The organism is Collimonas pratensis (assembly GCF_001584185.1).
GTDB lineage: Bacteria > Pseudomonadota > Gammaproteobacteria > Burkholderiales > Burkholderiaceae_D > Collimonas > Collimonas pratensis.
In genome coordinates this window covers 1,188,022-1,207,237 of the sequence record NZ_CP013234.1, presented here as the reverse complement: position 1 = coordinate 1,207,237, position 19,216 = coordinate 1,188,022, and the positions used below count along the sequence as shown (strand labels likewise).

Annotated in this window: 18 protein-coding genes; 10 read left to right on the top strand and 8 right to left on the bottom strand. The window is 56.5% G+C overall.

Features of this window, described 5'->3' with window-relative positions; genetic code table 11:
- The 3 genes from CPter91_RS05435 to CPter91_RS05425 form a co-directional block, all read right to left on the bottom strand.
- Positions 1 to 975: a quinone oxidoreductase family protein gene (locus CPter91_RS05435; RefSeq protein WP_061937981.1), complete on the bottom strand. Its 975-nt coding sequence runs from the start codon at positions 973 to 975 to the stop codon at positions 1 to 3.
- A gap of 97 nt (positions 976 to 1,072) precedes the next feature.
- Entirely contained in the window at positions 1,073 to 1,984 is a 912-nt protein-coding gene (locus CPter91_RS05430) for a DMT family transporter (protein ID WP_061937978.1), read from the bottom strand.
- Between the two features lie 131 nt (positions 1,985 to 2,115).
- Positions 2,116 to 3,606 (bottom strand): helicase HerA-like C-terminal domain-containing protein, encoded by a 1,491-nt coding sequence (locus CPter91_RS05425; protein ID WP_061937975.1) that lies wholly within the window; start codon positions 3,604 to 3,606, stop codon positions 2,116 to 2,118.
- Between the two features lie 91 nt (positions 3,607 to 3,697).
- Here CPter91_RS05425 and CPter91_RS05420 point away from each other — a divergent pair, with 91 nt between their 5' ends.
- The 10 genes from CPter91_RS05420 (at position 3,698) to CPter91_RS05375 (ending at position 12,848) form a co-directional block, all read left to right on the top strand.
- A complete protein-coding gene (locus CPter91_RS05420) occupies positions 3,698 to 4,423 on the top strand; it encodes a YebC/PmpR family DNA-binding transcriptional regulator (protein WP_061937972.1) in 726 nt (241 codons plus the stop codon).
- A 26-nt stretch (positions 4,424 to 4,449) separates the two neighbouring features.
- Complete coding sequence (gene purD / locus CPter91_RS05415) at positions 4,450 to 5,724, top strand: phosphoribosylamine--glycine ligase (protein ID WP_061937969.1); 1,275 nt, start codon at positions 4,450 to 4,452, stop codon at positions 5,722 to 5,724.
- Between the two features lie 154 nt (positions 5,725 to 5,878).
- Complete coding sequence (hemF, locus tag CPter91_RS05410) at positions 5,879 to 6,808, top strand: oxygen-dependent coproporphyrinogen oxidase (protein ID WP_061937966.1); 930 nt, start codon at positions 5,879 to 5,881, stop codon at positions 6,806 to 6,808.
- A 14-nt stretch (positions 6,809 to 6,822) separates the two neighbouring features.
- Positions 6,823 to 7,497: a nicotinate-nucleotide adenylyltransferase gene (locus CPter91_RS05405; RefSeq protein WP_061937962.1), complete on the top strand. Its 675-nt coding sequence runs from the start codon at positions 6,823 to 6,825 to the stop codon at positions 7,495 to 7,497.
- Positions 7,498 to 8,127 (top strand): ribosome silencing factor, encoded by a 630-nt coding sequence (gene rsfS / locus CPter91_RS05400; RefSeq protein ID WP_061937957.1) that lies wholly within the window; start codon positions 7,498 to 7,500, stop codon positions 8,125 to 8,127. It begins immediately after the preceding gene.
- Positions 8,128 to 8,151: 24 nt separating this feature from the next.
- Positions 8,152 to 8,622, top strand: coding sequence for a 23S rRNA (pseudouridine(1915)-N(3))-methyltransferase RlmH (gene rlmH, locus CPter91_RS05395; protein ID WP_061937954.1), 471 nt, complete (start codon positions 8,152 to 8,154; stop codon positions 8,620 to 8,622).
- A 96-nt stretch (positions 8,623 to 8,718) separates the two neighbouring features.
- The gene (locus CPter91_RS05390) at positions 8,719 to 9,339 is read left to right on the top strand and encodes a Maf family protein (RefSeq protein WP_061937951.1); all 621 of its coding nucleotides are present in this window, start codon (positions 8,719 to 8,721) and stop codon (positions 9,337 to 9,339) included.
- Complete coding sequence (rng, locus tag CPter91_RS05385) at positions 9,336 to 10,799, top strand: ribonuclease G (RefSeq protein ID WP_061937948.1); 1,464 nt, start codon at positions 9,336 to 9,338, stop codon at positions 10,797 to 10,799. Before CPter91_RS05390 ends, rng begins: the two co-directional genes overlap by 4 nt.
- Before the next feature lie 7 nt (positions 10,800 to 10,806).
- Positions 10,807 to 11,778, top strand: a complete 972-nt coding sequence (locus tag CPter91_RS05380; protein ID WP_061937945.1) for a glycosyltransferase family 8 protein — start codon at positions 10,807 to 10,809, stop codon at positions 11,776 to 11,778.
- A 44-nt stretch (positions 11,779 to 11,822) separates the two neighbouring features.
- Positions 11,823 to 12,848, top strand: a complete 1,026-nt coding sequence (locus CPter91_RS05375) for a glycosyltransferase family 9 protein (protein WP_061945862.1) — start codon at positions 11,823 to 11,825, stop codon at positions 12,846 to 12,848.
- 20 nt (positions 12,849 to 12,868) lie between these two features.
- Here the strand turns inward: CPter91_RS05375 and CPter91_RS05370 are convergent, their stop codons facing one another.
- The 5 genes from CPter91_RS05370 to CPter91_RS05350 form a co-directional block, all read right to left on the bottom strand.
- Positions 12,869 to 13,825 carry a glycosyltransferase family 8 protein gene (locus CPter91_RS05370; protein WP_167595130.1) on the bottom strand — a complete coding sequence of 319 codons (957 nt, stop codon included), beginning with the start codon at positions 13,823 to 13,825 and terminating at the stop codon, positions 12,869 to 12,871.
- A 16-nt stretch (positions 13,826 to 13,841) separates the two neighbouring features.
- On the bottom strand, positions 13,842 to 14,951 hold the full coding sequence (locus CPter91_RS05365; protein WP_061937940.1) for a glycosyltransferase family 9 protein: 1,110 nt from the start codon (positions 14,949 to 14,951) through the stop codon (positions 13,842 to 13,844).
- Between the two features lie 75 nt (positions 14,952 to 15,026).
- Positions 15,027 to 16,067 carry a glycosyltransferase family 8 protein gene (locus CPter91_RS05360; RefSeq protein ID WP_061937937.1) on the bottom strand — a complete coding sequence of 347 codons (1,041 nt, stop codon included), beginning with the start codon at positions 16,065 to 16,067 and terminating at the stop codon, positions 15,027 to 15,029.
- A gap of 40 nt (positions 16,068 to 16,107) precedes the next feature.
- Positions 16,108 to 17,856, bottom strand: a complete 1,749-nt coding sequence (gene msbA / locus CPter91_RS05355) for a lipid A export permease/ATP-binding protein MsbA (protein ID WP_061937934.1) — start codon at positions 17,854 to 17,856, stop codon at positions 16,108 to 16,110.
- 65 nt (positions 17,857 to 17,921) lie between these two features.
- Positions 17,922 to 19,166: an O-antigen ligase family protein gene (locus CPter91_RS05350; protein ID WP_061937931.1), complete on the bottom strand. Its 1,245-nt coding sequence runs from the start codon at positions 19,164 to 19,166 to the stop codon at positions 17,922 to 17,924.
- Between the last annotated feature and the right edge of the window lie 50 nt (positions 19,167 to 19,216).

The window sequence follows — 19,216 nt, the reverse complement described above, 5'->3', positions numbered from 1 at the left end:
TCAGGGAACCAGGATGGTGGAACCGGTGGTCTTGCGCCCCTCCAGGTCGGCATGCGCCTGCGCTACGTCTTTCAAGGCGTAGCGCTGGTTGATGTCAATCGTGATCTTTTTGCTCTCGACCATCTGGAACAGATCGGCGGCGGCAGCATCCAGCTCGGCGCGGGTCGAGACATAGCTCGGCAGCGACGGCCGCGTAATGCTGAGCGAACCGCGCGACGCCAGTTCGTTCAGGCTGAACGGCGGCACGGCGCCAGACGCATTACCGAAACTGACCATGGTGCCGCGCGGCGCCAGGCAATCCAGCGAACCGATGAAGGTATCCTTGCCGATCGAGTCGTACACCACCGGCACGCCCTTGCCGCCGGTAATTTCCCGCACCCGCTCGACAAAATTCTCGGTCTTGTAGTTGATCACATGGGTACAGCCGGCCGCCGTCGCCAGCGCCGCTTTTTCAGCCGAACTGACGGTGCCGATCATGGTCACGCCGAGCGCGCGCGCCCATTGGCTGGCGATCAGGCCAACGCCGCCGGCGGCAGCGTGGAACAAGATGGTTTCGCCGCCGCGCAAAGGAAAGGTGCGGCGGAACAGATATTGCGCGGTCAGGCCTTGCAAGGTCATGGCAGCCGCAGTGTCGAAGCTGATTGCATCAGGCAGTTTGATCAGGAACGCGGCGGGCATCACGCGCGCTTCGGAATAGGCGCCGTTCGGACGGGTCGCATAGGACACGCGGTCGCCGACTTTCACATGCGTCACGCCGGCGCCGACTGCCTCGATCACGCCCGCCGCTTCCTGGCCCAAGAAACCCGGCAAGGGTTGCGGATACAGGCCGGTCCGGAAATAGACGTCAATAAAATTCAAGCCGCAGGCGGCGTGCCGGATCCGGACTTCGCCCGGGCCTGGATCGCCAACTTCGACGTCGACATACTCCATGACCTCGGGACCGCCGGTTTTCGATATCCTGATTGCTTTTACCATGATTGCTTTCACCTCCTAATGATGCTCTCTGTGCTACTGCTTAACATTGCATGAAACTGCAAAAAATCATTATCCGATCCGGCTTGATCGTGCCTTTTTATGCCTTCTTCTTTGAGATCAGATAAATCCCCACCAACACCAGACAAGTGCCTGTCAGCTGGATCGCCGTAATCGGCTCCGCCAGGATCAGAGCACCCAAAAATAAAGTCGAAACCGGCCCCACCATGCCCGCTTGCGCCGCCGTCGCCGGCCCGATGCGGGCCACCGCGATCATCGTCAGGAACACCGGCAGCACCGTGCAAAACACGGCGTTAATCAACGACAAGCCATACACTTGCGGCAACTGCTGCAACAGCACAGGCCACGGCCGCAACAGCAGGAACTGCACGATGCAGGCAACGCACGAGACACACATCGCATACGCCACCAGCCGCATCGCCCCGACCCGGCTGACCAGCTCGCCCGACAGCATCAGGTAGAGCGCATAGCTGATCGCCGCGCCCAGCACCAGCACACTGCCAAGGCCGATATTGGCGCCGCCCAGGCGCACGTCATGCAAGAACACCAGCACCGTTCCCAGATAGGAAATCAGCAATGCCGCCCACTCCAGCCAACTCACCCGGCGCCGATAAAAAAAGAAAGACATCAGCAGCACGAAAGACGGCGTCAAAAACAGTATCAAGCGTTCCAGCCCGGCCGAAATATACTGCAAGCCGAGAAAATCGAGAAAACTCGACAGGTAGTAACCGATCAAGCCCAGCACCACGATCCGCATGCGGTCGCGCCTCGACAGCGGTGCTTCGCTGCGCGCCTTCCACACTGCCACCGCGGCAAACAAAGGCAGCGCGAACAGCATGCGGAAGGTGATCAGCAATACCGCATCGACCGGGTAACGATAGATCAGCTTGGCGACTATCGCCTTGGCTGAAAACAGAATCGCGCCGACGACGGCAATTGCCAGGCCGCCAAGAAAAAGCTGGCGATCGACCGCCGGTAATTTGCTGCTCATTAAATGCTCATGATGGAATTGTAATGGGTATGTGAAGATCGCGTTGCCAAGGGAACGGATGGAGAAAACGGCCAGGCCATTTTCTCCTGTTCAGGCAAGCACCGATTGCCGGCAACGCAGATGGAAAAGAGCTATTTTTTCTTCAGCAAAGAACCCAGCACGCCGCGGATCAGCTCGCGTCCGACTTGCGAACCGATGGTGCGCGCGGCCGATTTCACTACCGCCTGCACCACGCTGTCCTTGCGTCCGGAACTACCGCCGAGCAAGCCGCCCAGGGCACTGCCCCAGGAACTGACGGTGGCGCCGATGGAGGAATCCGCGCCGTCTTTGACCGTAGGCGCCGGAGCGCTGCGGCCTTTCAGTTTCTCGTAGGCGGATTCGCGGTCGACCGCGTTTTCGTAGACGCCGGCGACGATCGACGTCGTCATCAGCTGCTTGCGTTCCTCATCCGTGATCGGCCCGATCTGCGATGCCGGCGGCAAGATGTAAGCGCGTTCCACAATCGTCGGACGGCCCTTCTCGTCCAGGAAAGACACCAGCGCTTCGCCGACGCCAAGCTCGCTGATCACTTCCGCGGTATTCAAGGCCGGATTGGCGCGGAAGGTGTCGGCCGCCGCCTGCACCGCCTTCTGGTCGCGCGGCGTATAGGCGCGCAGCGCATGCTGCACGCGGTTGCCGAGCTGGCCCAGCACGGTGTCGGGAATGTCCAGCGGATTTTGCGTGACGAAGAAAACGCCGACGCCTTTCGAGCGGATCAGGCGCACCACTTGCTCGATTTTTTGCAGCAAGGGCTTGGGCGCTTCGCTGAACAGCAGATGCGCTTCATCAAAGAAGAACACCAGCTTGGGCTGATCGAGATCGCCGACTTCCGGCAAATGTTCGAACAGTTCCGACAGCATCCACAGCAAGAAGGTGGAATACAGGCGTGGCGCGTTCATCAGCTTGTCTGCCGCCAGGATATTCACCACGCCCTTGCCATTGCCGTCGGTCTGGATCAGGTCGTCGATGTTCAGCATGGGTTCGCCGAAGAACTGCTCGCCGCCCTGCTCGCCGATGCCGATCAGGCCGCGCTGGATGGCGCCGATGCTGGCGGCGGAAATATTGCCGTATTCGGTCTGGAAGCTGGCAGCGTTGTCGCCGACATGCTGCAGCATGGCCCGCAGATCCTTCAGGTCCAGCAGCAGCAAACCATTGTCGTCAGCGATCTTGAACACCAGCTGCAGCACGCCCTGCTGGGTGTCGTTGAGATTGAGCATGCGCGCCAGCAGCAGCGGTCCCATGTCGGAAATGGTGGCGCGCACCGGATGGCCTTGCTGGCCGTAGACGTCCCAGAATGTCACCGGCGTGGCCGCCCACTGCGGCTCCTCGATGCCGAGCGTCTGCAAGCGCTGCGTCATCTTGGCGGAAGCGGCGCCGGCCTTGGCCATGCCGGACAGGTCGCCCTTGACGTCGGCCATGAATACCGGCACGCCGCGCTCCGACAAAGCCTGGGCGATCACTTGCAGGGTCACGGTCTTGCCGGTGCCGGTGGCGCCGGTAATGCAGCCGTGACGGTTCACCAATGCCGGCAGGAGCATCAGGTCATGCTGGGCATTTTTGGCTATCAGGAGAGGGTTTGACATGTTTTCGCGGGCTCAGAAGTGGATTTCAAGAAAGGCCAATATGGTAAAATTGCGCTTTGATTATAGCTAACTAGAGCAAGAAAGAACCATCATGGCTGGACACAGCAAATGGGCCAATATTAAGCATAAGAAGGCCGCCACCGATGCTAAGCGCGGCAAAATCTGGACCCGATTGATCAAGGAAATTACCGTTGCAGCCCGTATGGGCGGCGGCGACATCGACGCCAATCCGCGCTTGCGACTCGCGGTCGACAAGGCCTCGGACGCCAACATGCCCAAGGATAACGTCACCCGCGCCATCCAGCGCGGCAGTGGTAGCCTGGACGGCGTCAACTATGAAGAAGTGCGCTACGAAGGCTATGGCATCAGCGGCGCGGCGATCATTGTTGATTGCATGACTGACAACAGAATCCGTACGGTAGCCGAAGTGCGCCACGCTTTTTCCAAGTTCGGCGGCAACATGGGCACTGAAGGTTCGGTGGCTTTCATGTTCAAGCATTGCGGCCAGTTGCTGTTTGCGCCCGGCACCAACGAGGATGCCTTGATGGAAGCAGCGCTGGAAGCCGGCGCTGAAGACGTCATCACCGACGAAGAAGGCGGTATCGAGGTCATTTCCGGGCCGCACGACTTTGCCGCACTGAAGCAGGCCCTGGAAAAGGCCGGCTTCAAGGCGGAAATGGCGGAAATCATCATGAAGCCGGCCACTGAAACCGTGTTTACCGGCGACGACGCCATCAAGATGCAAAAATTGCTGGACGCCCTGGAAAACCTGGACGATGTGCAGGAAATCTATAGCAACGCAGTCATTGAAGATTAATACTGAAGACTGATACACGGACTCATATGAAAATTCTGGTAGTGGGCTCTGGCGGCCGCGAGCATGCCCTGGCGTGGAAAATCGCCCAATCCCCGCGCATACAAACGGTCTTCGTTGCGCCCGGCAATGGTGGCACGGCGCTCGACCAGCGCCTGGAAAACATCAACATCACCGATCCGGCGGCGCTGGCGGATTTCGTCGAGAGCGAGCATATCGCACTCACCGTGGTTGGCCCGGAAACCCCGCTGGCGGCCGGCATCGTCAACATTTTCCGCGCGCGTGGCCTGAAGATTTTCGGCCCAACACGGGAAGCGGCGCAGCTGGAAAGCTCCAAGGATTTCGCCAAATCCTTCATGCAGCGGCACCACATCCCGACCGCTGAATACCAGACCTTCTCCGACGTCGCCGCCGCGCATCAGTACATCGATCAAAAAGGCGCGCCTATCGTCATCAAGGCAGACGGCCTGGCCGCCGGCAAGGGCGTGGTAGTAGCCATGACCCTGGAAGAGGCGCATGGCGCGGTCGACATGATGCTGTCCGATAACCGCCTGGGCGATGCTGGCGCCCGCGTGGTGATCGAAGAATTCCTGGCCGGCGAAGAAGCCAGCTTCATCGTCATGGTGGATGGCAAGAACATCCTGGCGCTGGCCACCAGCCAGGACCACAAGCGCCTCAAGGACGATGACCAGGGACCGAATACCGGCGGCATGGGCGCGTATTCGCCTGCGCCTATCGTCACCCCGGCGCTGCATGCGCGCGTGATGCGTGAAATCATCACGCCGACCGTGCAAGGCATGGCCAAGGACGGCATTCCGTTCAGCGGCTTCCTGTACGCCGGCCTGATGATCGACGACAAAGGCAATCCGAAGACGCTGGAATTCAACTGCCGCATGGGCGATCCGGAAACCCAGCCAATCATGGCGCGCCTCAAGACTGATCTGCTGGTGGTGATGGAGCATGCCGTCAACGGCACGCTCGACACCATCGAGCTGGAATGGGACCGCCGCACCGCGCTGGGCGTGGTGATGGCTGCCGCCGGCTACCCGGACGCACCGCGCAAGGATGACCTGATTTCAGGCATCCCGCCGGAGAACGCCGATACCGTGACCTTCCATGCCGGCACCACCCTGAACGGCGAACGCCTGACCACATCCGGCGGCCGCGTGCTGTGCGTCGTGGGCCTGGGCGACAGCGTCAGGATGGCGCAGAAACAAGCCTACGGCGTGGTCGACCTGATTCATTTCGACGGTTCGCAGTTCCGCCGCGATATCGGCTGGCGCGCACTGAAAAAGCACGGCTAAGCCAGCTTCGCGGCTGACAGCGGCAGCAGCAAACCCAGTTGGGGCCAGGATTTTCGTCATGCACGGCGAAAAATCCTGGCCCCAATTTAACTAAACAGTTTATGCTTTTGACGTTGGCAAACCAGCAAACCCTTTGACACCACCGATCCGCACGATGACTTCCAACCTCTCTCCCGACAATCCGGCCAGCGCCGTCAAGTCCTATCTGCTCGACCTGCAGGCGCGTATTGTGGCGGCCCTGGAACAGATCGACGGCAAACCCTTCGGCAGCGATCAATGGCAACGGGCCGAGGGTGGCGGCGGAATTTCCCGCATCATCGAAGAAGGCAACGTGCTGGAACGCGGCGGCGTCGGCTTCTCCCACGTGATGGGCGGCAGCCTGCCGCCCTCCGCCGCCGCCAACCGGCCGGAACTGGCTGGCCGCACCTGGGAAGCGATGGGCGTCTCGCTGGTGATGCATCCGCGTAATCCGTTCGCACCGACCGTGCACATGAACGTGCGTTTCTTTATCGCCAGTGCTGAAGGCAAGGAGCCGGTCTGGTGGTTTGGCGGCGGCATCGACCTGACGCCCTACTACGGCTTCAGCGAAGACGTGGAACACTTTCACCGTAGCTGCCGCGATGCGCTGACGCCGTTTGACAGCGCCGGCGAGCAGCTGTATCCGCGCCTCAAGCAATGGTGTGACGACTATTTCTACCTGAAGCACCGCAAGGAACCGCGCGGCGTCGGCGGCATTTTCTTCGACGATTTCAACGCCTTAGGCTTCGAACAGAGCTTCGCCATGATGCAAAGCGTCGGCAATGCCTTCATCCCGGCGTACACGCCGATCCTGGCGCGCCGCAAGGACATGCCGTATGGCGAAAACGAGCGCGATTTCCAGGCATATCGTCGCGGACGCTATGTTGAATTCAATTTAGTGTATGATCGCGGCACTTTGTTCGGTCTGCAATCCGGGGGACGCACCGAGTCTATCCTGATGTCGATGCCGCCCGTGGTCAAGTGGCGCTACAACTGGCAACCCGCGGCAGGAAGCCCGGAAGCCCGTTTATATTCCGATTTCCTGATCCATCGCGAGTGGGTTTGATAAGCAAGTCCGCAATGACATCCAATCATTCTCCACGCTCCAGGCAGTGCGTAGCAGTTCTCGGCGGTAGTTTCGATCCGGTCCACAATGGCCATGTGGCGCTAGCGAAATATTTTGTCACCTTGCTGGCGCCAGACGAGTTGCGGGTAATTCCTGCCGGCAACCCTTGGCAAAAACATGGGCTGGAAGCCAGTCCGGAGCAACGGGTCGAGATGGTGAAGCGTGCCTTCAGCCAGCAAAACGTGCCGCTGGTCATCGACCGCCAGGAAATCGAGCGCAAGACAGCAACGTATACTATTGATACATTGCAAGCATTACGGGCCGAACTTGGGCCGCAGGCGTCTATCGTTTTCCTGATGGGCGCAGACCAGTTGCAGCACCTGAATACCTGGCAGGGCTGGGATCGCCTGTTTGACTATGCCCATCTGGGCGTGGCTTCGCGCCCTGGTTTTGCCATGGATGCGTCGCAGGTGCCAGCCGAGGTCACGCGCGAATTTACACGCCGCGCCGCCACCCCGGAACAGATACGCCAGAGTGCGCATGGCTTGACCTATCTGGCAAGGAATCTGGCTGTAGACATTTCGGCAACAGAAATTCGTGCCGCGCTGCACAACGCAAAAAGACCCGACACGCTGGTCCCGGCCGCAGTACTGGACTATATTGAACAACATCATCTCTATAAGAATTAAATGGATATCAAAAAACTACAAAGTCTCGTCATCGATGCCCTCGAAGACGTCAAAGCCCAAGACATTCGCGTCTACGACACGGTCCACCTGACCGGCCTGTTCGACCGCATCGCGATCGCCTCCGGCACTTCCAACCGCCAGACCAAGGCGCTGGCCGCTTCGGTGCGCGACAAGGTCAAGGAAAACGGCGGCAACATTCTCAGCGTTGAAGGCGAAGACACTGGCGAATGGGTGCTGGTCGACATGGGCGACATGGTGGTCCACATCATGCAGCCGGCAATCCGCGCTTATTACCGCCTGGAAGAAATCTGGGGCGATAAGGAAGTCAAGTTCGGCGCTGCCAAACGGCTTTCCACCCAGACTGCAGCTGAAGAAGCAGCGCCGAAGAAGGTTTCGCGCCACCTGACTACTTCGCAAGCATTGAAGGCAGAAGAAGAAACGCCGAAGAAAGCGCCTGCGCGCAAGAAGCCGGTCAAGACCGATGGCGCCAAGAAGGCCGTCGGCAAGACCATCAAGGTAGCTCCGTCGAAGAGTTCGGTGCCGCCGAAAAAGGCTGCCGCTCCGAAGAAGGCTCCGGCCAAGAAGCCAGCCGTCAAGCGCGCGCCGGCAAAAACCAAGGCAGCTGAATAAGCTGCTGCAGGAACAGCCCCAGCAATGCAGCTCATCATCGCTGCGGTCGGCCACAAAATGCCGGCATGGATCGAAACCGGCTTCGGCGAGTATGCGAAACGCATGCCGCCGGATTGCCGCATCGTCCTCAAGGAAATCAAACCCGTCGAACGTTCCGGCAGCCACACGGCCGCTTCCGCCATGGCGCTGGAGCGCAGCCGGATTGAGGCGGTGCTGCCGAAAGGCGTGCGCATCGTCGCTCTCGACGAGCGCGGCAAAGACCTCACCAGCGTCCAGCTGTCGCAGCAACTGACCCAATGGCAGCGCGACGGCCGCGACGTTGCCTTCATCATCGGCGGCGCCGACGGCCTCGATCCAGAATTCAAGGCCAAGGCCGACAGCCTGCTGCGCATTTCCAGCCTGACGCTGCCGCACGGCATGGTGCGGGTGCTGCTGGCGGAACAGCTCTATCGTGCCTGGTCGATTACCCAGAACCATCCATATCATCGCGTCTGACCGCCTCCTGGCGAGCGCGAATACACCCCCAAAACAACCCCGTCAAGTGCGTAACTCTGTAATAATCGCTGGAAATACGACGCATGCCACCCAGCAATGAAAAACCCTTACCAGAAAATCTATCTTGCTTCGAAAAGCCCGCGCCGGCGCGAGCTGCTGCGCCAGATCGGTGTAGTCTTTGAGTTGCTGCTGCTGCGCGATCAAACACCGCGCGGCCCCGACGTCAGCGAAGATGTCTTGCCGGACGAATTGCCGCAGCACTATGTCGCCCGGGTCACCATGGAAAAAGCCCGCGCGGCGCATCAGATGATGGTCTGGCGCAGCCTGCCGGCGCGACCTATCCTGGCGGCCGACACGACCGTCACGATCGACGGCCTGATCCTCGGCAAGCCAGCCAATAAGCGCGAGGCGACCGAGATGCTGCAAATGCTGTCCGGACGCACGCACCAGGTGCTCACCAGCGTCGCCGTCATCCATCAAGAACAATCCTGGCAACTCACACAAGTTTCCGATGTCTTATTCCAAAGCCTGAGCGCTGCCATGATCAACGCCTACTGCGATACCAGCGAGCCTTATGACAAGGCGGGCGGGTATGGCATCCAGGGGCCGGCAGCAATTTTCATCGAAAGCATACGCGGCAGCCATTCCGGCATCATGGGATTGCCGCTATTCGAAACCGCACAATTACTTCAACAGGCAGGCATCCGCATTTTATGAGCGAAGACATCCTCGTCAACATCACGCCGCAGGAAACCCGCGTTGCCCTGATTTTCCAGGGTGCGGTACAAGAATTGCACATCGAGCGCACCTTGTCGCGCGGCCTGGCCGGCAATATCTACCTGGGCAAGGTGGTGCGCGTGCTGCCCGGCATGCAATCGGCATTCATCGATATCGGCCTCGAGCGCGCTGCCTTCCTGCACGTGGCAGACATCTGGGAAACCCGCGCCCACGACGGCCAGGCGGCGCAGCAGACGCCGATTGAAAAGCTTTTGTTCGACGGTCAGTCGCTGACCGTGCAGGTGGTCAAGGATCCTATCGGCACCAAGGGCGCCCGGCTCTCGACTCAAATCTCGATCGCCGGCCGCATGCTGGTGTATCTGCCGCAGGATCGCCACATCGGCATTTCGCAGCGCATCGAGAACGAGGCTGAACGCGAGCTGCTGAAAAATAAAGTACAAAAACTGCTGCCGCCGGAAGAAAAAGGCGGCTTCATCATCCGCACCATGGCCGAGGAAGCGCCGGACGCGGACCTGCAGATGGATATCGAATACCTGCGCAAGACCTGGTCCTCGATCACGCTGCTGACCAAGACCAAGCCGGCGCCGACCTTGCTGCATCAGGACTTGAGCCTGGCGCAGCGGGTGCTGCGCGATTTCGTCAACGACGAAACCACCACCATCCAGGTCGATTCGCGCGAGAATTTCCAGAAGCTGCAGGAATTCGCCGCCAGCTACACGCCCTCGGTGACCGAGCGGCTGATGCATTACACCGGCGAGCGTCCTCTGTTCGACCTCTACGGCGTGGAAGAAGAAATCCTGGAAGCCCTGAGCCGCCGCGTGCCGCTCAAGTCGGGCGGCTACCTGATTGTCGACCAGACCGAAGCCATGACCACCATCGACGTCAATACCGGCAGCTTCGTCAACGGCCGCAATTTCGACGACACGATCTTCAAAACCAACCTGGAAGCGGCGCATGCGATCGCGCGCCAGCTGCGCCTGCGCAACCTGGGCGGTATCATCATTCTCGATTTCATCGATATGGAGAACGGCGAGCACAAGAGCGCCGTGTTAGCCGAACTGCACAAGGCACTGCTGCGCGACCGCACCAAGAAATCGGTATCGGAATTCTCAGCGCTGGGCTTAGTGGAAATGACGCGCAAGCGCACCCGCGAATCGCTCGCGCACATCCTGTGCGAGCCCTGCCCCGCCTGCAACGGCAAAGGCCAGGTCAAGACCGCGCGCACCATCTGCTACGAAATCCTGCGCGAAGTGCTGCGCGAAGCCAAACAGTTCAACCCGCGCGAATTCCGTATCCTGGCATCGCAGGTGGTGGTCGACATGTTCCTGGAAGAAGAATCGCAACATCTGGCGATGCTGGGCGACTTCATCCGTAAGCCGATTTCCTTGCAGGTGGAAACGGTTTATCCGCAGGAACAGTACGACATCATTCTTATGTAAGGTTTGCATGAACAATTCTTTACCGGCTTCCCCGCCTGACGCTATCGTGGACGATTCTTTCCACATCGCCTTTTGTGTCGACGACCACTATTGCCGCAGCATGGGCGCGACCATCGCTTCCATCATCGCCAACAGCCCGGGCGTGAAATTCACCTTTCATGTATTCGCCTTCAAGCTTTCCGACGACAATCGTGCACGCTTCCAGAAGCTGGAACAGATGCACGGCCTGAAGACACACATCCACATCATCGATCCGGAGGTGTTCAAGCCATTTGCCCACATCTCGCAGTTTTCCTACTACTCGCCGACCATCTTCACGCGCCTGCTGATTCCCTCGACCTTGCGCGGACTGTGCGACAAGGTGCTGTACCTGGACGCCGACATCCTGTGCGTCGGCAGCATGGCCGAGCTGCTCAGCATGGAGTTCGGCGACAGCGCGGCGATTGTGGTGCCCGATGCGGACGAAACTACCAGAAGGCGCTGCGCGGCCTTGCAACTGGCATCGGGCAAGTACTTCAATTCCGGCGTGATGTACATGCATGTCGAGAACTGGATGACGCAGGAAATCACCGAGAAAACCATCCATGCCATCCTGGAGAACGGCAAGGACTACCGCTTCCCCGACCAGGATGCGCTGAACGTGGTGCTGGAAGGGAAAATCCAGTACATCCCGCGCAAATGGAATTTCCTGTATGACCTGATCCATGACCTGGAAAAAGACAAGCGCCAGATGCGCGACATCGGCGACGTCGTCTTCATCCACTTCGCCGGCGCTGTCAAGCCATGGAACGACTGGTGCCTGCATGCCTCCCGGGACTTGTTCGTCAAGTACCAGGCGCTCTCGCCCTGGGCCGACCTGGCGCTGGACAAGGCGCCGCGCAACTACAAAGAGATGCGCATGTATTCGCGCTTCCTGATGAAACGCGGGCAAGTACTGGACAGCTTCAAGTGGTACATGAAATACCTGGCGGCCAGATAAGCGCCGCCTGACACTTACCCAGCCTTTTGCAAATCGATTTGACCATGGCAATTTCGCATATCCTGATCTGTCGCACCGATAACATCGGCGATGTCGTCCTCACGCTCCCTCTGACCGCATATATCAAGCGGCACTTCCCTGAGATCAGGATCAGCTTCCTGTGCCGCGCCTACGCAGCGCCGGTGGTGCGTTACTGTACGACGGTGGACGCCGTAATCGAAATGGAAAGCCTGAGCGATCCGGAGGCCTTTTTCAGGCAATCCGATATCGATACCGTCATCTTTGCGCAGCTCGACAAACGCCTGGCTGCCGCAGCCAGCAAGGCGCGCGTGCCGGTACGCATCGGCAATGCTTACCGCACCTGGTTCAACTGGTGGTATTGCAACCGCCCTGTCCATTTCACGCGCGGCGGATCCGACAGCCACGAAGCACAGCTCAACTTCAAGTACCTGCGCCCGCTAGGCATCAGGTACGTGCCGAAGCTGTCTGAACTACCGGCCATGTATCACTTCCAGATTCCGCACGAGGCGGCGCTGGACCGGCTGCTGCAGCCATATCGCTTCAACCTGATCTTCCACCCGAAATCCAATGGCCACGGGCGTGAATGGCCAAGCGACCATTTCGTGCAGCTGGCTAAATCGCTGGAGCGGCATCCTGACATACATGTGTGGGTAACTGGCAGCGCTGCCGAAGGCCAGTGGCTGACAGAGCATGCACCCGACCTGTTGCAGCTGCCGAACGTGAGCAATGTCTGCGGCCAGTTCACGCTGGCGCAACTGGCCTGTTTCATCCAGGCTGCCGACGGCCTGATCGCCAGCGGCACCGGGCCGCTGCATATGTCGGCGGCGTTCGGCCAGCGCACCATCGGCCTGTTTCCGACCGCACGCTCGATGCATCCTGGCCGCTGGGGTGCGCTGGGCCCCCGCGCCCAATCCTTGTCACAGCAGATGAATTGCCCTGGCTGCAAAATCAAGCACGCTATGACTTGCGAGTGCATGCGCAGCATCATGCCAGAACAAGTGGAAAAAATAGTGCTTGAGTGGTTGGATCAAAAGCGCAATCAGCGATAGATCTCTAGGCTGCGCGGCCCCTATTTGACGGAAAATTTATTCAGCACGAATCTGGCGTACCAGAGCCAGCCTTGCAACAGCCGTCCGGACTTGCGCAAACCCTGCGAATACATGCGGATTTCCTTGTAGTTTTTCGGCGGATACAAGTCGGCGTCTGCCCAGGGCGAAATCGCCTTGTACTTGAGGAACAGCTGGTTTTCCGGATTGCAGCACCAATTGTGCCAGGGCTTCAGGCGGCCGACGAAATGGACGAATAGCGCATCCTTGGCAATTTTCTTGCCGGAGGACGTTTCGCCAAACAGGTCATACATCCAGTTGAATTTCGACGCCATGATTTTGGCGCGGCCGTCCAGGACGATATTCAGGGCATCCTGGTCCGGGAATGAGAATTTCTTGCTGGCTCCCAGAATCGCCTTTACCGCGCCGTGCCAGACATCGCTGGCCATCCAGTTGTCGACGTTGATGTACAGGACACCGGAGTTGAAATAGCGCTGGTGCGCCAGCTGCAGGCTTGCAATCTGCTTCTCAGCGATGCTGCCGACGTCGTCGACCGCCGCCACCACAACATCATCGATGTCGATAGCCATCAGCTCCGCGACGCTGCCCTGGCAGACAATGTCGGCATCCAGGTAAAGCACCTTATCGGTGACGCCCTGTAGCGTCCCGGCAATCAGCAGACGGCTGAAAATCGCCGCCGAATACTGACTGAAGCTTGGGAAAACGGCGAACTCGTCGAAAACCGACGAATCGATGATATGCACCTTGATCTCGGTTCCATAGCGCGCCTCAAGCTGGCGCAGCCTGGCAGCATTTCCATCGGAAATCGACGGCGTCAGCACGTGGAAAATCAGCGCCTGGTCACGATTGTTTTCCAGCACCGACACCATGGCGACACCCATGCCGAGAAAATAATTGCTGTCTACGCCAAAGGCGATATGCAAAGGCTTTGCTACATCAACCGCACTATCCTTATTCATGGAAGACGTCATCCTGTCATCGTCCCAGGATATCGACTACCTGCGCAACGGTAATCGCCTTCACCCAATCACGCCTGTTTGCCGTGGTGATCACGACACTGTGCTCCTGGTCGATTGGCGCCCATTCCGGATTCTTTTGCCGCATCAGGGCCACCACCGGCACATGCACGGCATTCGCCAGATGCATCACGGCAGTTTCAACCGACACGATCAGATCGCATTCGCTCAGCATCGCCGGCAACTGGAAGAAATTCTCCTGGGCGCTGAACAGACGTACCTGCTGTGCCGCGTGCTGTGCAAAAAACTGCTGAGCATGCGCCATCTCTTCCGGCACCACATTGACGATGAAATGCGCGCCGCGCCATGCATCCAGCTGGTTCAGGGCAGCCACCAGCTCAACCACCCGCTCCAACGGCCAGCAGCGCTTGTTGTTCTTGGCATAAGGATTGATAAACAGCAGCTTGCCCGCCGCTTGTTCCTGATATTTGAATCCCCATTCCCGCAGCTGATTTTGCGCATAGCTTTGCCATTGCGCCGGAATCTGTACGAACGGATAGCGCTCAGCGCCAGCGGCAGGCATGCCGAACAGTTGCTGGAACCAGCCGGCGTAAACTTCGCTGATATGCATGCCGGAGCGCACGCCATGGTCCGGATCGAGGGCAGCATCCAGCTTGCGGTATGCCAGGCGCTTGTGCACGGCGAGCATGCCAAAGGGCTTTTTCATCCCAGCCACAAAGCCGCGCGGACTGATCTGGCGCGCCAGCGTCGCGTACATCGGCGGCCGCAAGGTCGATAGCGACACCACCAGCGGATAGTCTTGCTGCTGCGCCTCGGCGATCGATTGTTCAAACAAGGCTGGGCTATAGGTCTGTTGATAAATCCGTTCAACGAAAGGGCATTCGGCCAGCCAGTCATACAAGGCGTACTTTTTCAGGAACGGCCACGCCTCGGTCTTGCTGGTGCGGCGCACCTCGTCTACCCAGATGTGGATCTTGATATGGGGGAAAGCTTTGGCGAAAGCCTGGAAGCAGTTTTGCAAATAAGTGAAATCGCCGAGAGCAAGATGGGCGATAAACAAAATTTTGTCAGATTTCTGTATTACTTCATCTGGAACTAATGATTGCATAGTATGAAATCCACTGCTTCAAATTCTTATAAGGGTATGCTTAAGGAGAAATAAGCACATAAATCAAGGATACGTTCACTGCGACTTCAAGGTCACTGTCATGAATCTGTTCAGCATATATCTACAGTACCAGGCCACGCCCTTGATCACGTGTTTCCGCTTGAACAGGAACTGGGAAAACATTTTCATCTCTTTGTGATTTCTCGGCGCATCCAGAGGCATGGCAGCCCACGGCGAAACCTTCTGGTATTTCTGGAACAGATATTTTGACTTATGCAGATTCCAGTTATGCCAAGGCTTCAACCTGCCGGTAAAGTGAATGAATTTCACTTCTCGAGGATATGTAAATTCAACATCTCCCTGCTTGAGGAAGCCTTCTACGTTATATTGAAAATTCCACTTCGGATCAATAAATGTGGCTCTTCCATCCAATATGATATTTAACGCGTCTTGATCCGGAAACATGAATTTCTTTTCACTTTCCAGCACTTTCAGAATAGTCAGCTGCGTAATGTTATTGGCTATCCAGTTTTCAATATTTATGTACAAGATACCGGAATTGAAATAACGGCGATGCTCGAGATCAAGTTTCTCGCACTGCATTTTTACGGCTTCAGCGCCGCTGTCTTCGACTACAGCGGCAATCGCATTGCTTATATCAAGCGAAATCAGCTCGGCAATACTATCGACACAAAGCACATCCGCATCGACATATAGCACCCTTTTTGTAATTCGCTGCAATGCAGCCGGAATCAGAAGCCGGGTGAATATTGCAGAAGAAAAATGGGAAAAACTCGGGAATGCACTAAATTCATCAAATACGGATGGATCAATAATGTGCACCACTACGTCAACACTGCCCGCTTTCTTCAGTTGGTCCAGCCGCCGCTGGTCGGCGTCAGAGACCTGGAATGCAAAAACATGGAAAACGAAATGTGTTGCGCGATTCTTTTCCACTATGGAAGCAATAGCGACGCCCATGCCTCTGAAATAATTGGCATCCACTCCAAACGCAATATGAAATTCCTGGTCATTTTCCATGTTGCCCGCTTTGCCTGCATGCATTGCCAACGCCTCGCCAGCATGCATATCGCAAGCTGCAAATGAAGTTATCATCGCTTATCAATTCTTGTCGACTTTGAGATTCAAGATAAATTCATATCAGCTCCACCGGCACTTCTTTTGAGAACTGCAAATAATATAGATTGGCATACGCTCCCTGCTTGGCCAGCAGCTCCTGATGCGTCCCGACTTCAACAATACTGCCGGCGGATAACACCACAATGCGACTTGCTCGCTCGATAGTCGACAAGCGATGCGCGATCACAAATGTTGTGCGACCCAGCATCAGTTGATCCAATGCCGCCTGCACCGCACGCTCCGATTCGGTATCCAGCGCTGAGGTCGCCTCATCCAGAATCAGGATTGGCGCATCCTTGTAAATTGCTCGCGCCATCGCCAGGCGCTGGCGTTGTCCCCCAGATAGGCGCGAGCCATTGTCGCCAATCTGGGTTTCCATCCCCTCAGGCAAGCCGGCGATCATCTCGGTCAGATAGGCGGCCTTGGCGGCCGCTTCGACGCGTTCTCGGTCCGGCGCCGCATCGCCATAGGCGATATTGGCGGCGATTGTATCGTTGAACAGCACCACGTGCTGGCTCACCATGGCAATCTGCCGGCGCAAGCTGGTCAAGGAAATATCGTTGATATTCTGGTCATCCAGCAAGATTTTCCCGCTTGTGACTGCATAAAAACCGGGAATCAGATTTACCAGCGTCGACTTGCCACCGCCGGACATGCCGACGAAGGCGATCGTTTCGCCGGGTGCAACACTCAGGTTGATATTGTTTAATGCGAGCTTGTCCTGCTTGGGATAAGCAAAACACACATCCTGAAAATCAACTTTACCCAACGCGCGCTCTGCAAGCTGCTTGCCGCCGCTACGTTCAACCGGGCTGTCAATCAGGGTAAACACGGCTTCCGCCGCGGCCATCCCACGCTGCAATGGGCCGTTGACCTCAGCCAATTGCTTGAGCGGCGCCAGTAATGCAATCATCGCCGTAAAAAACGAAATGAAGCCACCGACGGTGATCTGATTGTGACTGGCCTGGATCAACGCCATCATGATCATGACCGACATGGCACAGGCCGTCATGATCTGCGTCACAGGCACGGTCGCGGCAAAGGTGCTGGTCAGGCGCATGCTGTAGCTGCGCAGATTGTCGGCGCGCTGCTCGAAGCGGCTTCTCTCATAATCCTCGCCGCCGAAAATCTTCACTACCTGCTGCGCCCGCGTTGTTTCTTCGATGACCTGAGTCAACTCCGCATTGACTGCCAGCGAGTCCTTATTCAATTTCTTCAGACGCTTGGCTGTCAGACGCACCACCAGCATCATCAAGGGCATCAACACAAACGCAACAATCGTCAAGGTCCAGCTGATGTACAGCATATAGGCCAGCAAGCCAAGAACGGTCAGGCTGCAGCGGACAATCGAAGTAAACAGCTTGGTGATCATTTCAATGATTTGCTGCACTTCAAACATGATGGAATTGATCACCTGACCGACCGAGTGGCTAGCGTGAAAATCAATCGACACCAGCAGCATCCGGTTGAACATCTGCCGACGCAAGGTGTTCAGCACGCGGGTTGATACCCAGTTCATCATATAAGTGGTAAGGAAGGTCGATGCGCCTCGGGCGACGAAGGCTCCCACCACGGCTACAGGCACCAGCCATAAAGGAAAGGTCGGCTTTTCGACAAATCCATGGTCCAGCAAAATTTTAAAAATATAGGCTACCAGTGGCTCCGTAGCCGCGGTGACTATCATGCCCAGAAAGGCCAGCGCCATGCGCTTCTTGTACGGCTGATGCATTACAGCCAGGCGCTTCAAATAGGAAGATATACTCATGCTTTATCTGACATAAATTCTTTTGCGTTTGTTCGAGTGAAAGATGCGTTGAAAAATATTCTTGTTTAGCTGCTGGCCAGCGCTTCTTTTCGCTTGACGACAAAAGCAAAACATACAGCGACGCTCATGCTAAAAAATGCGCAAATCGCTGGCATGAAAAATATCGCTTCCGTTAATCCAAATATGAGAAATCCGAGACATAAAGTCAAACCCATGCGACCGGCAGTTTTGATATCACGATCCGAATGCCTCGTTGCCTGGAGAAAATAATACCCGGGCACAAAAAATATAGCCAGAATAGCTAATAATCCAAATATGCCAAGCGTTGCCATATTGTAGAAAAATTCATTGTGCGAGTGCCCAAAATCAGTCGCTTGCTGGGTAATGACATGCCGCTTGGCAAGATCCTGCAAAGCATCCGGATAAAACTCTTCACGTCCGACACCAAAAACTGGATGCTCCTTGAATAGTACCCACGACCCCCGCCAGAGCTGGAACCGTATGCCAACGGAAGTATCCTGATTTTCGCCATCGACATATTTTGTAATATCCGATGCAGCCGCGTGAACTCGATCTTGGATGATTTTATTAAAACTGTAAGTAGACACCATTAAAATCAGTGCAATAGCAAATATGGCAAATCTATGATTCAGCTTTGTTTTATTCAACATCGATAGGATCACGAAAGCTAATATTGGAAGAGCTATCCATCCCCCTCTAGCTTCGGAGAGATAAGAAGCATATATGCCGGAAATTCCTCCCATTGTTTTAATGGCAACCGAAAATTTATCGCCCCGCCGATTCCATCCGATGGATAACAGCGACAATATTCCCAGCATCAATGAAACATCGCCATAGGGAATTCTATTCATGAAATCGATAATCCCCGGCATGCTTGATTGATTAAGACCAATCCATTCTATTTTTATCGCAGAGCCGACTGCCCCAGCTACCAGCCCCCATTGAAACAGCTTCAGATCGCTTGCAGATATTTGCAGCAGCAACCAGGTAATAGGTAAGAAAAAAGCCAGTCTCGAAGACGTGTCGTAGGTCTTCAGGAAAAAATCGGAGGTCGAAATCTGATTCACTAAAATTGCAAAAATCATTCCCGCCATCGCCAAGTGCATCGGCCAGTATTTTCTCAATAGATAAGAAAAAGAAAAAGCATCCTGCTTGCGCTGAAACACAAAATAGACCAGGCTCAATAACAGAAGGCTATATATACATGTATTTGCTCCGCCTTTGACAGTCATCGTCAACACGGGAAAGCACATTACTATAAATAAAATAACAAACTTCAGGTAACGCAAATTGAATCTCCAATTGAAAGGCAGCTGCTTATGCTAGAGCACTGTGGCGA

Excerpts from the sequence above, each read along its gene's own strand:
- CPter91_RS05405 (WP_061937962.1), top strand. The coding sequence starts at position 6,823 with ATGACATCCAATCATTCTCCACGCTCCAGGCAGTGCGTAGCAGTTCTC.
- CPter91_RS05420 (WP_061937972.1), top strand. The coding sequence starts at position 3,698 with ATGGCTGGACACAGCAAATGGGCCAATATTAAGCATAAGAAGGCCGCC.
- CPter91_RS05435 (WP_061937981.1), bottom strand. The coding sequence starts at position 975 with ATGGTAAAAGCAATCAGGATATCGAAAACCGGCGGTCCCGAGGTCATG.
- rng (WP_061937948.1), top strand. The coding sequence starts at position 9,336 with ATGAGCGAAGACATCCTCGTCAACATCACGCCGCAGGAAACCCGCGTT.
- CPter91_RS05380 (WP_061937945.1), top strand. The coding sequence starts at position 10,807 with ATGAACAATTCTTTACCGGCTTCCCCGCCTGACGCTATCGTGGACGAT.
- CPter91_RS05370 (WP_167595130.1), bottom strand. The coding sequence starts at position 13,825 with ATGAATAAGGATAGTGCGGTTGATGTAGCAAAGCCTTTGCATATCGCC.
- msbA (WP_061937934.1), bottom strand. The coding sequence starts at position 17,856 with ATGAGTATATCTTCCTATTTGAAGCGCCTGGCTGTAATGCATCAGCCG.
- CPter91_RS05390 (WP_061937951.1), top strand. The coding sequence starts at position 8,719 with ATGAAAAACCCTTACCAGAAAATCTATCTTGCTTCGAAAAGCCCGCGC.
- CPter91_RS05430 (WP_061937978.1), bottom strand. The coding sequence starts at position 1,984 with ATGAGCAGCAAATTACCGGCGGTCGATCGCCAGCTTTTTCTTGGCGGC.
- purD (WP_061937969.1), top strand. The coding sequence starts at position 4,450 with ATGAAAATTCTGGTAGTGGGCTCTGGCGGCCGCGAGCATGCCCTGGCG.
- hemF (WP_061937966.1), top strand. The coding sequence starts at position 5,879 with ATGACTTCCAACCTCTCTCCCGACAATCCGGCCAGCGCCGTCAAGTCC.
- CPter91_RS05375 (WP_061945862.1), top strand. The coding sequence starts at position 11,823 with ATGGCAATTTCGCATATCCTGATCTGTCGCACCGATAACATCGGCGAT.
- rlmH (WP_061937954.1), top strand. The coding sequence starts at position 8,152 with ATGCAGCTCATCATCGCTGCGGTCGGCCACAAAATGCCGGCATGGATC.
- CPter91_RS05425 (WP_061937975.1), bottom strand. The coding sequence starts at position 3,606 with ATGTCAAACCCTCTCCTGATAGCCAAAAATGCCCAGCATGACCTGATG.
- CPter91_RS05365 (WP_061937940.1), bottom strand. The coding sequence starts at position 14,951 with ATGCAATCATTAGTTCCAGATGAAGTAATACAGAAATCTGACAAAATT.
- rsfS (WP_061937957.1), top strand. The coding sequence starts at position 7,498 with ATGGATATCAAAAAACTACAAAGTCTCGTCATCGATGCCCTCGAAGAC.
- CPter91_RS05360 (WP_061937937.1), bottom strand. The coding sequence starts at position 16,067 with ATGATAACTTCATTTGCAGCTTGCGATATGCATGCTGGCGAGGCGTTG.